This window comes from Mesorhizobium sp. M7A.F.Ca.AU.002.02.1.1, assembly GCF_003998535.1.
Lineage (GTDB): Bacteria > Pseudomonadota > Alphaproteobacteria > Rhizobiales > Rhizobiaceae > Mesorhizobium > Mesorhizobium ciceri.
Genome location: NZ_RZPB01000055.1, coordinates 1 through 15,636, shown reverse-complemented (window position 1 = coordinate 15,636; position 15,636 = coordinate 1). Strand labels below are relative to the sequence as shown.

Annotated in this window: 15 protein-coding genes; all 15 read right to left on the bottom strand. The window is 63.4% G+C overall.

Translation table 11 applies throughout. From position 1 onward, the window contains the following. On the bottom strand, positions 1–605 hold a 605-nt coding region (locus EN879_RS06060; RefSeq protein ID WP_164774326.1), incomplete at its 3' end, for a hydantoinase B/oxoprolinase family protein. After that, positions 602–2,698: a hydantoinase/oxoprolinase family protein gene (locus EN879_RS06055; protein ID WP_063168728.1), complete on the bottom strand. Its 2,097-nt coding sequence runs from the start codon at positions 2,696–2,698 to the stop codon at positions 602–604. The genes EN879_RS06055 and EN879_RS06060, both read right to left, overlap by 4 nt. Further along, entirely contained in the window at positions 2,695–4,365 is a 1,671-nt protein-coding gene (locus EN879_RS06050; RefSeq protein ID WP_063168727.1) for a thiamine pyrophosphate-binding protein, read from the bottom strand. The genes EN879_RS06055 and EN879_RS06050 overlap by 4 nt, the downstream gene beginning before the upstream one ends. Positions 4,366–4,463: 98 nt before the next feature. Beyond that, positions 4,464–5,888 carry an FAD-binding oxidoreductase gene (locus EN879_RS06045; RefSeq protein ID WP_063168726.1) on the bottom strand — a complete coding sequence of 475 codons (1,425 nt, stop codon included), beginning with the start codon at positions 5,886–5,888 and terminating at the stop codon, positions 4,464–4,466. A gap of 60 nt (positions 5,889–5,948) precedes the next feature. After that, a complete protein-coding gene (locus EN879_RS06040) occupies positions 5,949–6,707 on the bottom strand; it encodes an amino acid ABC transporter ATP-binding protein (RefSeq protein ID WP_027161621.1) in 759 nt (252 codons plus the stop codon). A gap of 12 nt (positions 6,708–6,719) precedes the next feature. Further along, complete coding sequence (locus EN879_RS06035) at positions 6,720–7,799, bottom strand: amino acid ABC transporter permease (RefSeq protein WP_063168725.1); 1,080 nt, start codon at positions 7,797–7,799, stop codon at positions 6,720–6,722. 3 nt (positions 7,800–7,802) lie between these two features. Then, positions 7,803–8,966, bottom strand: a complete 1,164-nt coding sequence (locus EN879_RS06030; RefSeq protein ID WP_013530399.1) for an ABC transporter permease subunit — start codon at positions 8,964–8,966, stop codon at positions 7,803–7,805. A 79-nt stretch (positions 8,967–9,045) separates the two neighbouring features. After that, a complete protein-coding gene (locus EN879_RS06025; RefSeq protein WP_013530400.1) occupies positions 9,046–10,080 on the bottom strand; it encodes an amino acid ABC transporter substrate-binding protein in 1,035 nt (344 codons plus the stop codon). Between the two features lie 86 nt (positions 10,081–10,166). Continuing rightward, complete coding sequence (locus tag EN879_RS06020) at positions 10,167–11,117, bottom strand: LysR substrate-binding domain-containing protein (protein WP_063168724.1); 951 nt, start codon at positions 11,115–11,117, stop codon at positions 10,167–10,169. 69 nt (positions 11,118–11,186) lie between these two features. Then, positions 11,187–11,936 (bottom strand): SDR family oxidoreductase, encoded by a 750-nt coding sequence (locus EN879_RS06015; protein ID WP_063168723.1) that lies wholly within the window; start codon positions 11,934–11,936, stop codon positions 11,187–11,189. A 12-nt stretch (positions 11,937–11,948) separates the two neighbouring features. After that, a complete protein-coding gene (locus EN879_RS06010) occupies positions 11,949–12,659 on the bottom strand; it encodes an SDR family oxidoreductase (RefSeq protein ID WP_082826690.1) in 711 nt (236 codons plus the stop codon). Positions 12,660–12,946: 287 nt separating this feature from the next. Beyond that, positions 12,947–13,735 carry a FadR/GntR family transcriptional regulator gene (locus EN879_RS06005; RefSeq protein ID WP_063170308.1) on the bottom strand — a complete coding sequence of 263 codons (789 nt, stop codon included), beginning with the start codon at positions 13,733–13,735 and terminating at the stop codon, positions 12,947–12,949. Positions 13,736–13,785: 50 nt separating this feature from the next. Beyond that, positions 13,786–14,133: a RidA family protein gene (locus tag EN879_RS06000; protein WP_013530405.1), complete on the bottom strand. Its 348-nt coding sequence runs from the start codon at positions 14,131–14,133 to the stop codon at positions 13,786–13,788. A 95-nt stretch (positions 14,134–14,228) separates the two neighbouring features. Further along, positions 14,229–15,035, bottom strand: coding sequence for an SDR family oxidoreductase (locus tag EN879_RS05995; RefSeq protein WP_063168722.1), 807 nt, complete (start codon positions 15,033–15,035; stop codon positions 14,229–14,231). Then, positions 15,028–15,636 (bottom strand): shikimate dehydrogenase (locus EN879_RS05990; RefSeq protein ID WP_127273983.1); only part of this gene is annotated, 609 nt, incomplete at its 5' end. The genes EN879_RS05990 and EN879_RS05995, both read right to left, overlap by 8 nt.

Below are 15,636 nucleotides of genomic sequence, written 5' to 3'. Positions count from 1 at the left end.
TCCTTCATCATGTCGACCAGGCGGCGATGGCCGACCTCGTTGCAGGCGGCCAGCGAATAGAAGTCGCCGACGACCTGGTTCGGCTCGCGCACATTGGCGCGCAGGATCTTCACCAGATCGAGGTTCACCTTGCCGCGCTCGGCGAACTTCATGATCGGGATCTGGATTCCTTCCTCGTAGACTGACTTGCCGTCGGCGCCGAAGCCACGTCCGCCAACATCGACCACGTGCGCGGTGCAGGCGAAGAATGCCACCAGTTCGCCGTTCAGGAACGAGGGCGAGACCATGGTGATGTCATGGAGATGGCCGGTGCCTTTCCAGGGATCGTTGGTGACATAGGTGTCGCCCTCGTACATCTCCTCGCGCGGGATCTCGTTCATGAACTGCAGCACGGCCTCGGCCATGGTGTTCACATGCCCGGGCGTACCGGTCACGGCCTGCGCCAGCATCTCGCCGCGCGGATTGAACACGCCGGCCGACAGGTCGCCCGATTCACGCACCGACGTGGAGAAGGCCGTACGCAACAGGGTCAGCGCTTGCTCCTCGACCACCGAAATCAGGCGATTCCACATCACCTGCATGCGGATTTCCAAGATGTCGCTCATGCCTGGACCCCTTTGCGGATCAGGAGGATCGAACCGTCGCTCTGTAGCGCGGCATCGAAGAGAGTGGTGACGACCGTCGACGTCTCACGCTCGACGATCACCGCCGGACCGCTGATGCGATCCCCTGGCGAAAGGTCGGCGCGTTCGATGATGGCTGAAACCTGCACGGTTCCGGTCGCCGGATCGAAAACCTCGCGCGTTTGCGAAGCGGCGACGGTCCTGGTCCCCATGGTGATCTCGTGCCTTGCGGGCGCCGGCCGCACGTCCTGCGCCTTGACCGACCAGGTGACGATCTCGATTTCCAATCCGTCGAGGCCATCAATGGCACGGCCGAAGAAGCGCGCATAATTGTCCCGGAAGGCGTCCTTGAGGCTCACCTCATCGCCGGGCTTGAACGCCCTGTCGGGCAGCGGCACCGGGATTTCCCAACCCTGGCCGGCATAGCGCATGAAGGCGGTGATCTCGCGGGTGATGGCATTGTTAGTGCCGGCTCGCACGAAGCTCTCGGCAGTCGTCTTCAGCCCGTCGAGCAGCGCATTCACCTCGCATGCATCGAAGCGCGACAGCCGCATCAGCTTGGAAGCCAGCGCCTCGTAGCCGAACGGCGCCTTGAGAAAACCGATGGCCGAGCCGACGCCGGCGCCTTGCGGGACAAGGCACTGTTCGACGCCAAGCTTCTCGCACAGCCGCGCCGCATGCAGGGGCGCTGCACCGCCAAAGGCGATCATGACATTGTCGGAGATGTTCTTGCCGTTTTCCACCGCGTGGACGCGGGCGGCATTGGCCATATTCTCGTCGACGACCTCGCAGATGCCGAAAGCGGCGGAAACGGAATTGAGCGAAAGCCGGGTGCCGACATCGCGGGTGATCGCCTGCTCGGAAGCCTGCGTGTCGAGCCTGATGGCGCCGCCGGCGAAATTGTCGGGATCGAGCTTGCCCAGCACCAGGTCGGCATCGGTGATGGCCGGGCGGCTGCCGCCACGCCCGTAGCAGGCGGGACCGGGTTCGGACCCGGCACTTTCCGGGCCGGTCTGGATGCGGCCCATGGCGTCGACCCAGGCGATCGAGCCGCCGCCGGCGCCGATCTCGATCATCTCGATGACCGGGATCGAGATCGGCATGCCGGAGCCTTTGCAGAAGCGATAGGTGCGGGCGACCTCGAAGGTCCGCGCCGTGCGCGGCGAATAGTCCTCGATCAGGCAGATCTTCGCGGTCGTTCCGCCCATGTCGTAGGAGACGACGGAGTCCAGGTCGAAGCGCCGCGCCACGTCGGCCGCAAAAATGGCACCGCCGGCCGGACCGGACTCGACCAGGCGCACCGGAAATTCGGACGCGGTTTCCATCGAGATCAGTCCGCCGCCCGAGTGGATCATGAACACCGGACAGTTCGCCCCCATCTCCTTCAGCCGCACCTGGAGGCGCACCAGATAGTCGGCCATCTGCGGCCGGACATAGGCATTGGCGCAAACCGTGTTGAAGCGTTCGAACTCGCGCATCTGCGGCGAGACCTCAGCGCTGATGGAAATCGGTATGTCCAGCTTTCTGGCGAGGATCGCGCGTGCCCGCTGCTCATGCACCGGGTTCATGTAGGAATGGATGAAGCCGATGGCGACGGCGCCGAAGCCGCCCGCGGCGATGCTGTCGGCGATCTCGTCGAGCGCTGCTTCGTCCAGCGGCTGCAATTCCTTTCCGTCCGCGCCGATGCGCCCCTTGACCGTATAGCGATGCTCGCGCGGGATCAGCGGCGGCGGCAGCTTCAGGTTCAGATCATACTGTTCGAACCGGTTTTCCGTGCGCATCTCGATGACATCGCGAAACCCTTCGGTGGTGACCAATGCCGTCTTGGCGCCACGCCGTTCGATGAGCGCGTTGGTCGCCAGCGTGGTGCCGTGAATGACGATGTCGAGGTCCGCCAGCGTGATGCCGGCGTCGCGCACGACGATCTCGATTCCGTCGAGGATAGCCTGTTCGGGGGCGGCATAGTTGGTCAGGATCTTGGTGGAAAAGATCGTGCCGCGCACATCGACCACAATATCGGTGAACGTGCCGCCGATATCCGCGCCGAGACGGATGTCATTTGCCGTACTGGTCATGCGTTGGCCTTATGCGAAGCGAGCGCTGCGTCGCGCATTTGGGAAAGGGTTTGACGCGGCGTGATCGCCTCCGGGGAAATATCCAGCTCCAGGACCGCGCCGGTCGCGGATGCCAGCGCCCTGCCGAAAGCGCCGGCGAACTCCCCCGTCGCGCCGACCCGCTCGGCGTGGAAGCCATAGGCCCGGGCGATGCCGACAAAATCCGGGTTCTCGATGTTCGTTCCCGACACGCGCGCCGGATAGTGCCGCTCCTGATGCGCGCGGATGGTCCCGTAGATGCCGTTGTTCAGGATGAGGACGATCGGCTGCGCCCCGGCCTGCATCGCCGTCCCCAACTCCTGGCAGTTCATCTGGAAATCGCCGTCACCGGCAAAACAGACCACCGTGCGTGAGGGAAAGGCCACTTTGGCCGCGATGGCCGCCGGCAGGCCGTAGCCCATGGCGCCGGATTGCGGTGCAAGCAGCCGCGCCTTTGGCCCGAACCTGAAGAACTTGTTTGGCCACACGGTGAAATTGCCGGCGCCGTTGGTGAGGATGACGTCGTCGGGTAGGTTCTCGCGCAGCCAGCGGCTGACTTCGACCATGTCGACCGGGCCCGGCTGGGCAGGCGCGGTGAACGTGCCCTCATAGCTTTGGCGTGCCTGCGACCGCCACGCGCCCCAGTCGCCCTTGACCGGCGAGAGCGCCTTGGCGAAGGCGTTCGGCCCGGCATGGATGCCAAGCGAGGGCACGTAGATCTTGCCGATCTCGCGATCCGAAGCGTGGACATGGATCAGCTTCTGCTTCGGCTCGGGCACAGACAGCAGCGTGTAGCCATCCGTGGTCATCTCGCCGAAGCGCACATTGATCGCCAGGATCACATCGGCGTCCCGGATCAGCTTCTTGACATGCGGGACCATGCCGACACCGGCCTCGCCGACGAAGACCGGTGAGCCATTGTCGAACTGATCCTGGAAACGGAACGCCGCGACCACCGGAATGTCGGAGGTCTCGGCGAAAGCCTGGAGCACGGCACGCCCGTCAGCTGACCAGTTGGCACCGCCGATCAGGATCACCGGTCTGCTGGAGGCGGCCAGCATGGACCGGGCCTCGGCCAGCGCATCGGCATCGGCCGCGGCCTCGAACACCCTGGCAGGCCCGCTGAGCGCCGCGACATCGGTCAGCGTCGTCAGCATGTTCTCGGGCAGGGCGATCACCACCGGGCCTGGCCGCCCGGTGAGCGCCGTGGTCCAGGCCCGGGCAATGATTTCCGGCAGGCGCTCGACAGCGTCGATCTCCACCGCCCATTTCGCCATCGTGCCGAACACCGCGCGGTAGTCGATTTCCTGAAACGCTTCGCGGCCGCGCATGTCGGTGCCGACCTGGCCGACGAACAGGATCATCGGCGAACTGTCCTGCATCGCCGTGTGCACGCCGATGGACGCATTGGCGACACCCGGTCCGCGCGTCACGAAGCAGATGCCCGGCGAACCCGTCAGCTTGCCATAGGCCGAGGCCATGAATGCCGCGCCGCCCTCGTTGCGGCACAGCACGTAGTCCAGCTTTCCACGAGTGTCGTGCAGCGCGTCCAGCACGGCCAGATAGCTTTCGCCCGGCACACCGAAACTCTTGGTCGCGCCGAGCGCGATCAGGCATTCGACAAGAAGGCGACCGCCATTGCGGATCATGCTGCGACATCCTTCATTCAGGCGGCAAGCGGATCGAGCCTGCCTTTCGGATTCATACGTGCACGCTGGCGCATCGAGACGAAACCAAGAAATGCCGTCTATTCGAAAGTTTTTCTTTCCCGAGAGGCGCGAACCAGGACGTCCGGGTTCATCGTGCCCAGCGGATCGAACGCGCCTTTGAGCCGCGCCATGAGCTCTCGCTCCACCAGGCCGCGATTGCGGTCGGCCATGACCACCTTTGCCCGGCCAAGCCCATGCTCGGCGGCAAAGCTGCCGCCCATCTGAGTGGCAAGAGATGACAGCGCCTCTGCGAACAGCTCGGCCTTGCCGTCGAAATCGGCACGACCTTCCGGCGGAGACAAATTGTAATGGATGTTTCCGTCGCCGAGGTGCCCGAACGGGTTTATCCGCACACCGGGAAGAATGCCGCCGCAGATCTTCGCGCCAGCCTCGACGAAACGGGCGATTGCACCTGGAGGGACGGAGATGTCGTGCTTGAGTTGCTCGCCTTCCAGCCTTTGTCCCTCCGGTTGCTCCTCGCGCAGCCGCCAGAATTGTGCGCGATGCGCACCTGTCGCCGCCAGCGCGCCGTCGCTAACCAGGCTCTGTTCCATGCCCCATTCCAGAGCCGAAGCCAGGATCTCGTCCAGGGGAACGCGTGACGACCCCGATGCCAGTTCGACCAGCAGATAGACGTCGCCCCGTGTCTCCAGTTGGTAGGCAAGGTCGGGCACGTGCTTGAGCGCCAATCGCAGGCCCACATCGGAGAAGAACTCGAGGCCAGTCAGGAATTCCCCGGCCTCGCCGCGCAGGAAGGCGCCGAACGAAACGGCGGCGGCAAAGTCGGGCAGGACCAGAAGGGCGCTCGCTTGCTGCCGAGGCTTGGGGTAGAGCCGCAGGATCGCGCGCGTGACGATGCCGAGCGTGCCCTCAGCGCCACAGAACAGCTTGCGCAGTTGATAGCCGGCATTGTCCTTCTGCACCGCGCGCAGTCCGTCCCAAATCCCGCCATCAGGCGTCACGACTTCGAGACCCAGGACGAGATCCTGCATCATGCCGTATCGGAAAGCCTGGCTGCCGCCGGCATTGGTGCCGATCAGGCCGCCGATCCTGGCGCTGCCTTCTGCGCCCAGATGCATTGGAAACATCAGCCCATGCGGCTCCAGCGCCTCGTGCAGCGTGGCCAGCACGACACCCGCCTCGACGACGATCGATCCGCTGTCCAGATACGGCTTCCCGATCGCCGTCATGCGTGACAGCGAGACGATCACCGCATTCGGCTGCTCGGCGACGGCGGCGCCGCAAAGCCCGGTGTTTCCGCCTTGCGGCACGACTGCCAGTCCGGCCTCGCGACATAGTTTGACGACACTGGCAACCTGCGACGTATTCGCGGGCCTGGCAACGCCAAGAGGTGCGACGCCGTAGCGATTGAGCCAATCGCGCTGGTAGGGCTCGGCATCCCGGCCCGAAAGCCAGCCTTTCGGCCCGAGAATCTCGTGCAGCGCGGTGGCGGGATCGGTCATTGATTTACCCGAGTTAGCTGAGGGCGTGCCGTGCGACACGTCCCGGATCGTTGCTTCCAATCAATGACCCAGCACCTGCGACAGGAATTGTCGAGTGCGCTCGTTGCGGGAAGAGGTGAAGAACTCGTCCGGAGGCGCTTCTTCGAGGATCTCGCCGCCGTCCATGAAAAGCACCCGGTCCGCCACGCGACGCGCAAAGCCCATCTCATGCGTCACGCAGATCATCGTCATGCCTTCCGAGGCAAGCGTGACCATGACGTCAAGCACTTCGGAAACCATTTCCGGATCGAGCGCCGAGGTCGGTTCGTCGAACAGCATGATCTGCGGCTGCATGCAAAGTGCGCGTGCAATGGCGACGCGCTGCTGCTGACCGCCGGACAATTGGCTGGGATATTTCATGGCCTGCTCGGGAATGCGCACCTTCTCCAGGTAGTGGCGGGCGGTTGCCTCGGCTTGCGCCCGCGGCTGCTTGCGCACGATCATCGGGGAGATCATGCAGTTCTCCAGCACCGTCATGTGCGGGAACAGGTTGAAGTGCTGGAACACCATGCCGACTTCACGCCTGATCTCGTCGATATTGCCGACATCGTCGTTGAGCTCGGTCCCGAGCACCGCGATGCGGCCGCCATTGTGCTGTTCGAGGCGGTTGATGCAGCGGATCATCGTCGATTTGCCGGAGCCGGAGGGTCCGCAGACGACGATTTTTTCGCCCCGTTGTACGGAAAGGTTTATCCCGCGCAGTGCTTGGAACGTGCCGTAGTATTTGTCGAGGTTTTCGATGCGGAGCGCCGGCTCACCGGTCGAATTGGTTGAGATCACCTGCACGCCTCCTTACCGTTCGCTGACCGACATGCGGCGCTCGAGAAAGGCGCCATAGCGGGATAGGCTGAAGACGAAGATGAAGTAGATGAAGGCGATGAAGGCATAGACTTCGACATAGGCGAAGCGCCATTCGCCGGTGCCATAGGCGGCATTGCCGGAAGCCAGGATCTCGAAGAAACCGACGATGACCACCAGCGAGGTCTCCTTGAACGAGATGACGAACTGGTTGATCGTGGCCGGCATCGCGTTGCGCATTGCCTGAGGCAGGAGGATGCGGCTGATGCGTTGCCAGTAGCGCATGCCGAGCGCCATGGCAGCCTCCTCCTGTCCTGTCGCAACGCCCTGCATGCCGCCTCTCACGATCTCAGCCTGATAGGCGGAGAAGAACAGAGCGGAGCCGAGGATCACGCGGTAAAGCTTATCGCCCTGCAGCCATTGCGGCAGCGCGAACGGCAGAACCACTGCAAAGGTGAAGAGGATCGATATCAGCGGAAGCGACCGGACCCCGTCGATGATGAGGCCGGTGGTCCGCGAAATCCAGGGCAGCTCCGACCGGCGTAGCAAGGCCAGGCAGATCGCCAAGGGGAAACCGATCAGGCAGGTGGTAACGAAGATGAACAGGGTCAGCGCCAGCCCGCCCCAGGCTTCCTCGCCGACATGGGCAAGGCCAAGCACGCCGCCTTTCATCAATAGGTAGAAAAGGCCTGTTCCGGCTCCCCATACCAGCGCGATCCGGCGGCCCGTCCAGAACGCCGGGATACAGCTCAGCACCGTCATCACCACAACGGCGACGCAGGCCAGCGCCGAGCGCCATTGTTCCTCGTAGGGATAGAGGCCGAAGAAGATGATCCGCCATCTCGCTGCGATGACCGACCAGCAGGCTCCCGCTGTCGCCTGGCAGGCTTCCGGCCCGCCGCTGGTGGTGAAGACAGCCGAGAAAACCGCCCAATTCAGCAGCTTCCAGACCAGGAAGACCATGATCGTCAGACAGGCCAGCGACACCACCGCCTGAAGCGGCGTCGCGAAGAAGCGTCGCCTCAGATCCTCAAGCCTGCCGGGAGCGGGTGGAGCGACAATGACCATCTCCATCTCTCAGCCCCTCAGTTGATTGCCCTTGAGGGCAATTGCCTTGTTGATGCGGTTGAAGACGGCGGCAAGGCTGAGGTTGATGGCGAGGAAGCCTGCCATCAGGATGCCGATCGCTTCGAGGGTTTGCCCGGAATGGTTGATCGTCAGCGCCACAATCATGAAGAAGTCGGTGAAGCCCACGGCGATGCCCATCGTCGTCGCCTTCATCAGCCAGACATACTGATTGGCAAGGATCGGCAGCATGGCACGCAGCGCCAGCGGCAGCCGCACCAGCGTGAAGACCCGCCAGGGACTAAGGCCCAAGGAAAGGGCTGCCTCGACCTGGCCGGTGCCGACAGATTTGAAGCCTCCGCGCACGATCTCCGCAATGTAGGAGCCGCCATAGATGGCGATGGCGATGGCGAGGGTGGCGAACTCCGGAGGGATACGCAGGCCGCCTCTCAGATTGAGGCCTTGCAGGGCAGGGAAGTCCAGCAGCGGCGTATCCGGCAGACGTCCGAGAGCCAGAATGATGGTCGCGCAGGCCAGTGCCGCTGCGGCGGCGGCAAACTGGATGGTGCGCCGCTGGCCGATCGGCTGGGCAAGGAGCGACGTCCTGCCCAGCCAGGCCGGCAGCACGATGGCCGCGATCACAGCCACTGTGGCTGCGGCAAACGCGGCACTGCCGACGTTCGGGAATGGGATGTAGAGTCCTCGGCTGGTGAGCAGGAAGCCCCAGGCTTCGTGCGCGCTGCGCGGCGTCGGCAGGTGCGTGATGATCGCATACCAGAAGAAAACCTGGAGGATCAGCGGAATGTTGCGGAAGATGTCCACATAGGTACGGCCGAGCAGCCGCGCCAAATCGTTCGAAGACGTCCGCGCCAGACCGACGATCGTTCCCACGATCGTCGCCAGTATCAGGCCGACGCTCCCCAGGAACAGCGTGTTGATGATGCCGATGAGGAAGTACCACCAATAGGGATCATTGGCCGTGGCGGGCAGCAGCGAGAAATTCACATCCCAACCCGTCGACTTGAACAGAAAGTCGAATCCGGAGGTGATCCCCTGATCAGCCAGGTTGCGGCGGGCGATCACGATGCCGGCAAGCACCATCGCGGCGATCGAGCCGACATAGAGGACCTGCAACAGCGCGTTGCGGACCTTTTGATTTCTCAGCAGGCTGACCATCCAAAGATCCTTGCCGAATTGTCGCCGACCCCGCCCGGCTGTGCCGGGCGGGGCCTGGAGCGGGTGAGTTAAGGACGGATCAGTCGATCACCAGCGGGAACAGGACACCGCCATTGTTCCAAAGGTTGGTCAACTCGCGGTCCATCTTGTAGGGCGAGTCCTTGCCGAGGTCGCGCTCGAAGATTTCGCCGTAATTGCCGACGTTCTTGATCACCTTGTAGGCCCAGTCATCATCGAGACCGAGACCCTTGCCCATGCCTGGCGTGACGCCGAGGAACTTGGCGACTTGCGGCGAGGTCGGCTTGGCCTTGACCTCGTCGACGTTCTTGGAGGTGATGCCTTCCTGCTCGGCGAAGATCAGCGTGCTCAGCGTCCAGTTGGCGATGTCAACCCAATTGTCGTCGCCTTGGCGCATGATCATGACTTCAGGCTCGACGGCGAGCACGTCGGGCAGGATGACATGGTCGTCGACCTTGCTCTTGGCGATGCGCGCAATGGCGAGCGTCGGGCCCCACTGCGCATAGAGATCGCAGCGTCCGGAGAAATAGGCCTGCTCGAGCTCCTCGGTCTTTTCGATGAGCACGGGTTCGAGCTTGATGCCAAGCTTGGCCGTATAGGCCGCGACCTGCTGTTCCTGCGACGTGCCGGCGGGAATGCAGATCGTGCCGCCGGCCGCATCCTTGAGCGACTTGAGGTTTAGCTCCTTGTGCGCCATCACCTTGGTCGTTCCGAGGTAATAGGACATGGAAAATTGCAGGCCGAGCTCGGTGTCGCGGCTGAGCGTGCCGCCTGACGCCTTGATGATGATGTCGACATCGCCCGATTGCAGGGACGGCCAGCGCTGCGCCCAGCTGATCGGAACGACCTTCAGTTTTGCCGGGTCGCCGAGCACGGCCGTGGCCACCGCCCGGCAGAGATCAATGTCCATGCCCTTCCAGTTGCCCTTGTCGTCGACTTCGGCGAAGCCGAGGTAAGACCCGTCATGGCCGGTGCAGTTGAGCACGCCGCGCGCCTTGACGGCTTCCAGCGTCTTGCCGCCGGCGGCTTCTGCCGGCGCTGCAAAATGCACAAGTCCAAGGGCCATGGCTGCGGCCCCCCATTTCATCGTCTTCATGTTCCGTCTCCACTGTTGAGGTTGTTTGGTTTCTTGTTGTTGGAGGCCCAAAAGTTCTCTTTCGGAGCTCGGTCTCAAAGCCGCTCCTAGTCGGAAAGCGGGGTCGGTTTCGGCACGGAGGAAATCTTCAGATCGCTGCCCCAGTCCTGCTGGGCGAGCCATCGGTGAAGGGCGGCGACCGCCTTCACGCGCAGGTGCCCGCGCGGGACGATCAGGTAGAATCCAGGAACTTCTTCCGGCCGCATATCGGCAAGGGCGTCGCGCCCGACCGGAGCGACCAGCGCGCCCGACCTCAAATCTTCCTCGGCGTCGATGACGGAGACGAGACCGACGCCGATGCCTTGCAGGGTTGCACGGCGCATGGTCGCGGCATCGTCGAAGCTGATGCTTTGGTTGCCGTCCGTCTGCTCGATGGCAAGGTGGCGTAAAATGTCTGGCCAAAGGCGCTTCGACTTGACGGTGTCCAGCAACGTGAACAACGTCAGGTCCTGCGCCGACTTGATGCTCTCGCCGATGGCCGGAGTGCAGCAGATGACCTTCGGATCAGGCACCAGCAGTATGGTCTCGTAGTCCGGCCAATTGCCGTAGCCCCACTGGACGGTCATATCGATGTCGTCGCGTCCGAAATCGGGCAGATCGACCATCGTCGTCAGGCGCAGATCCGCACCGGGCAATATCTCCCGGAACAGAGATAGGCGAGGCAGCAAATAGTGGGTCGCGAAATAGGGGCTCGCATTCAGGTTGATGCGGTCCCGGTAATTCGACTTGGTGACGCGGCGAACACCTTCGGAAAATTCGTCGAACCCAGCTTTGACATAGTGCGAGAGAAGGATGGCAGACTCGGTCAATTCGACCGACCGCCCCTTGCGTTCGAACAGTGTCACCTGAAGCGTGTCCTCCAGTAGCTTGATCTGCTGTCCGACGGCCTGCGGCGTGACCAGCAATTCATCCGCCGCCTGCCGGAAGCTCTTGTGCTGCGCGACGGCGTGGAAGACGCGAAGCGCATTCAGCGAGGGAAGGCGAAGCTTGCCGGTCATCGTCTATTCCACCTCCTTTCGCTTGCGTTCCTGTTGGACAATTCAGCGCCGCCGGCGCGCGAAAATAGCTCAGGCGTATATATAACCACCTGAAACAATTACGTTTTCTCCGGTCATGTAGGTATTCTTGGGGCCGCCGGTCATGAGAACCCACTCGGCAATCTCCGCAGGCTCGGCGCCACGACCCAGCGGGCTCGCCTTGGCCAGTTCCTCGAGGAAGCCGAGGGCCTTGGCCCGCTCCGTGGCCATGCCTGCGGGGGCCACCGAATTGACCAGGATCCCGTGTTTTGCGACGTCATGGGCAAAGGAGCGCGTCAGGCTGACCACGGCGGCCTTGGTTGCCGCATAGTGGGCGTTCTGCGGATGCGCCTTGAAGGCATCGACAGAGGTCAGGTTGACGATCCGGCCACGCACATGGCTCTTCGGCTCCTGCGATTGCATGTGGCGAACGGCTGCCACCATCATATGATAAGTGCCCTTGATGTTGATGCCATTGGAGGCATCCCAATCGGCGTCGCTGATCTCGAGGAGCGGGCGGCGAGGGTAGATCGCGGCGCAATTGATCAGCGTGTCGATACGCCCGAGCTTCGAAACGATGGCGTCGAAGGCGGCGTGGCACTGAGGGCCGACCTGGATGTCGCACAGGGCGGCCGCGGTCGGCAGGCCGTTGGCCTTTGCCGGTGCGAGAGCGGCTTCGGCGGCGTCCTGGTTGATGTCGATGATGCCGATCTTTGCAGCCCCGGCCTCTACAGCCATCCTGGCCAAAAGCGCGCCGAGGCCAGCGCCGCCGCCTACGATCAGAACGGAAAGATCCTTCATTCCAGTTTTTCCTTACTTGGCGCCGCTTGGCGAGGTTGGCCATGTCGGCATGATGTCGAAACGGGTAACGTCGGCCCATGCGGGCAGGCCGAGTACCGCGACCACCATTCCGGCCACGTCATCCGGCTGCACCACTTTGCTGGCGTACATGGCCGCGCGCGCCTTTGCGTCGAGGATGTCCTGGTAGAGCTGCGTCTCGACACGGCCGGCGACGATCTCGGTGACACGGACGCCTGATGGGGAGAGGTCGGCGCGCAACGCGGCGGCAAAGCCTGATATCGCCGCCTTGGTGGCCGAATAGACGGCAATGTTGGAATATGCCGCGTGGCCCGCGGTGGAGCCGGTGAACAGGATGTGGCCAGCCTGCCGCTCGCGCATCTGCGGAACGACGAGGCGGGTAAGCAGGATTGCCGCGCTGAGGTTGACCTCCAGCGTGGTGTCGATGTCGGAGATTTTCATGTCGGCGAAATTGCCCAACGGTGGCATGATCCCGGCATTATTGATCAGCACGTCGATGGTCAGATCCGCCAGAACAGCTTCCAGCGCCTCGCGATCGGTCACGTCGACGGCGATGGGCACGATGCCGGATCGCTCGGCCTGCAACGCCTTGAGCGCGGCCTGGCTGCGCCCGACCGCATAGACATCGTAGCCGGCGTCGCTCAGTGCGATCGTCATGGCCCGCCCTATGCCGCTTGTTGCACCTGTGATGAAGGCTGTCGTCACGTTGGCTTCCCTGATTGCCTGATTCAGTCTGCGGCCTGGGCCGATGCCGCGAAACCAAGAAAACCAGCAAAAAGGAAAGATAAACTTTCGAATTCTCTTCTCCCGCCCGAAACCTGGACAGGTGGTGACCTCGGCGCCGAGGCTGAAAACCGAAGGAAACGACGGGAAAACGATGTTCTCAACCTGCGGGAAACGGTTCAGGTCAGCTGGCGGAGCCAAAACATGGCTTTCGCAATGCGGTGGCTAATCTGGGTGAGTGCGAATGCCTGGGTGATCGAAGCCGGGGCCTATCCGCCGGTCGAAACAGGCCTCTTCATATCGGTAAAGAGCGAGGCCGCAGCCGCCTGCTGCTCTGCCTCTGTCGCCGCGACGCCCGAAGCCCGTGCCAAAGCGCGCACACGCCCGAGGCTGTTGTGCAGATGCTTGCGCATGGCCTGGCGAGCGGCACGACCGTCCTGCCTTTCGATGGCATCCACGATGGTTTTGTGCTCGTTGTGAATGCGTGCGTAATAGCTGTCCTTGAGCGCCGGCGTGACCACGTAGCCCAGTTGAAAGCGTGGAACGATCATCGGCCTGAGATAGCTCAGGAAGCCGTGGATGAATTCGTTGCGCGCGGCTTTGGCGATCGCCAGATGGAAATCATAGTCATAGTGGATCTGGACCACAGCGGGATCCGCTTGCTGGGCGTCGACCTGTTCCATCAGGGTTCGGATTCCACTCGCCTCCGCATCGGTGCGCCGTTCCGCGCATAGCCCGGCGGACTCCACTTCCACACTCAATCTCAGTTCGAGCAGGGCAATGGTTTCCGGCAAGGTCCTCAGCGCCTCGTCCGGTATCGAGAAATTGCGCGGCGCCGGCGTTTCGCTGACGAACATGCCGCGGCCCTGCTGCGGCACCACCATCCCTTCGGAGCGCAATCGCGCCACCGCTTCCCGCACCACCGTCCGGCTGACGTCGTACTCGGCACAAAGCTCCGCCTCGGTCGGCAATTGCGCGCCGGGAAGCAGAGATCCGGAACGGATCTTTTCGGACAGACTCTCCGCCACGACAGTGGAAAGCGGTTTGCGCTTCGTCATCAGTCTCCCCTTAGCCAGATTCGCGATGATGCCCGAACCGGCAAGGCCATTCAAACCGCCGCGGTGACGATCAGCTCGACCAGCATTCCAGGCTTGGCCATCCGTCCTTCGCCGGAAGAGCGCGCGGGTGCATGCTCCTTCGGCATCCATCCGTCCCAGACCGTGTTGACCTCGTCGAAATCCCTGATGTCGTCCAGCCACATCTGCACGTGAAGGATACGTGTCTTGTCCGTACCGGCCTTGGCAAGCAGGACGTCGACCTTGCCAAGCGCCTCGCGCATCTGGTCGGCTGCGGACTGACCCGGCTTTGCGACCTGGCCGGTGAGGTAGAGGGTGCCATTGTGGATGACCCCGTGGTGGATGCGGGTGTCGAAGTCGAAGCGCTTGATGTCACTCATTGGATTGTCCTTGTCAGATTTCCGGCCTCCGCCGGATGGGTCAGATTTCCGGCCTCCGCCGGATGGGTCAGATTTCCGGCCTCCGCCGGATGGACTCAGATTGCCGGCGTCTGGCGGATGGGGTTTCCCTGCAGATATTGTGCGTAGGGCGCCTGAACGAGCCAGCCGGCGTCGACGGGCAGGGTGACGCCGGTTATCGATGCGGCCCGGTCGGAGCAGAGGAACAGTGCGGCCTCGGCAACGTCGCGCGGCTCGACGAAGCGGCGCAGCGCGGTGGTCGCCTGGATGGCTTCGGGGTTGCGCTCACCCTTGGCGATCCTGGCTTTCAGCCCGTCCGAAAGCGTGTAGCCGGGTGCCACCGCATTGACGCGTACGCCGTGCGGACCGAGCTCGGCGGCCAGGATCTGGGTCAAGGCCAGGACGGCATGCTTTCCGGGCGTGTAGGCGGGCAGGGACAGCGGCGCGAAGGAGGCAAGCGAGCCGACGTTCAGGATCGCGCCTCGCCCGGCAGCCGACATCAGCCGACCGAACACCTGGCAACCCAGCAAGGTGCCGCGATAGTTCACTCGCCACATCCTCTCGTCTTCGTCCAGATCCTGGTCGAGGACGTGCTTGCCACTCTGCAGGATGCCGGCGCAGTTGACGACGACGTGCGGGGTACCGAACGCGTCGCTGACGGCCTGCGCCAGCGCTTCCACCGAGCCGGATTCGGCGACATCGGTCTGGACAAACAGCGCGCGCGGTGCGCCGACCGCCGCGCAGGCGCCAACCGCCTCATCGCCCCGTGCCGCATCCCTGCCGGCGACCACCAGATGGTAGCCGTCCTCGGCGAAGCGCAGCGCTATCGCGCGTCCGATGCCGGAAGTGCCGCCGATGACGACGGCCGTCAATGTCTCAGCCATTGCCGCGACCCTTGCCTTCGATGTCGAAGAATTCGGACATGGCCCGGACCTGGAAATCCATCATCGGGCGCCCCGGCTGAATGCGGCAGCCAATCTCTTTCGCCGCCTTTAGCAGGGGGGTCTCGGCGGGCTCCATGATGATGTCGACGACCGTCATGTCCGGGGTCAGCCGGCTCACATCCAGCGGCAGCGGGTCGCCGGCGTGCATGCCGACCGGCGTGGCGTTGATCGCCATATGCATGCCGGAAGGCTCGGCCTCTCCAACCTGGATGCGGCATTTCGGGAAGACCTGCGCGACCAGCGCCGCCAGTTTTTCGGCGCGACCGGTATCGATGTCGGCCAAGCGGATTTCCTCGGCACCGGCTTCGGCGAGACAATAGGCCAGGGACGCGCCGGCGCCGCCGGCGCCGACCTGAAGGATGCGGCGGCCGGCAATCTCATGTCCGCCTGCCTTGAGGCCATCGATAAAGCCGACGCCGTCGAAATTGTCGGCGTACCAGCTGCCATCGGGCAGCCGGCGCACGGAATTGGCGCTCTGCACCCTCGCGGCGCGGTCGTGAGCGGCGGTGCATTTGTGATAGGCCGCAACCTTGTACGGCAC

Coding starts and splice junctions, on each gene's coding strand:
- EN879_RS06035 (WP_063168725.1), bottom strand. CDS start 7,799: ATGGAGATGGTCATTGTCGCTCCACCCGCTCCCGGCAGGCTTGAGGAT.
- EN879_RS06050 (WP_063168727.1), bottom strand. CDS start 4,365: ATGATCCGCAATGGCGGTCGCCTTCTTGTCGAATGCCTGATCGCGCTC.
- EN879_RS06055 (WP_063168728.1), bottom strand. CDS start 2,698: ATGACCAGTACGGCAAATGACATCCGTCTCGGCGCGGATATCGGCGGC.
- EN879_RS06025 (WP_013530400.1), bottom strand. CDS start 10,080: ATGAAGACGATGAAATGGGGGGCCGCAGCCATGGCCCTTGGACTTGTG.
- EN879_RS05995 (WP_063168722.1), bottom strand. CDS start 15,035: ATGGCTGAGACATTGACGGCCGTCGTCATCGGCGGCACTTCCGGCATC.
- EN879_RS06005 (WP_063170308.1), bottom strand. CDS start 13,735: ATGACGAAGCGCAAACCGCTTTCCACTGTCGTGGCGGAGAGTCTGTCC.
- EN879_RS06030 (WP_013530399.1), bottom strand. CDS start 8,966: ATGGTCAGCCTGCTGAGAAATCAAAAGGTCCGCAACGCGCTGTTGCAG.
- EN879_RS06015 (WP_063168723.1), bottom strand. CDS start 11,936: ATGAAGGATCTTTCCGTTCTGATCGTAGGCGGCGGCGCTGGCCTCGGC.
- EN879_RS06000 (WP_013530405.1), bottom strand. CDS start 14,133: ATGAGTGACATCAAGCGCTTCGACTTCGACACCCGCATCCACCACGGG.
- EN879_RS06020 (WP_063168724.1), bottom strand. CDS start 11,117: ATGACCGGCAAGCTTCGCCTTCCCTCGCTGAATGCGCTTCGCGTCTTC.
- EN879_RS06045 (WP_063168726.1), bottom strand. CDS start 5,888: ATGACCGATCCCGCCACCGCGCTGCACGAGATTCTCGGGCCGAAAGGC.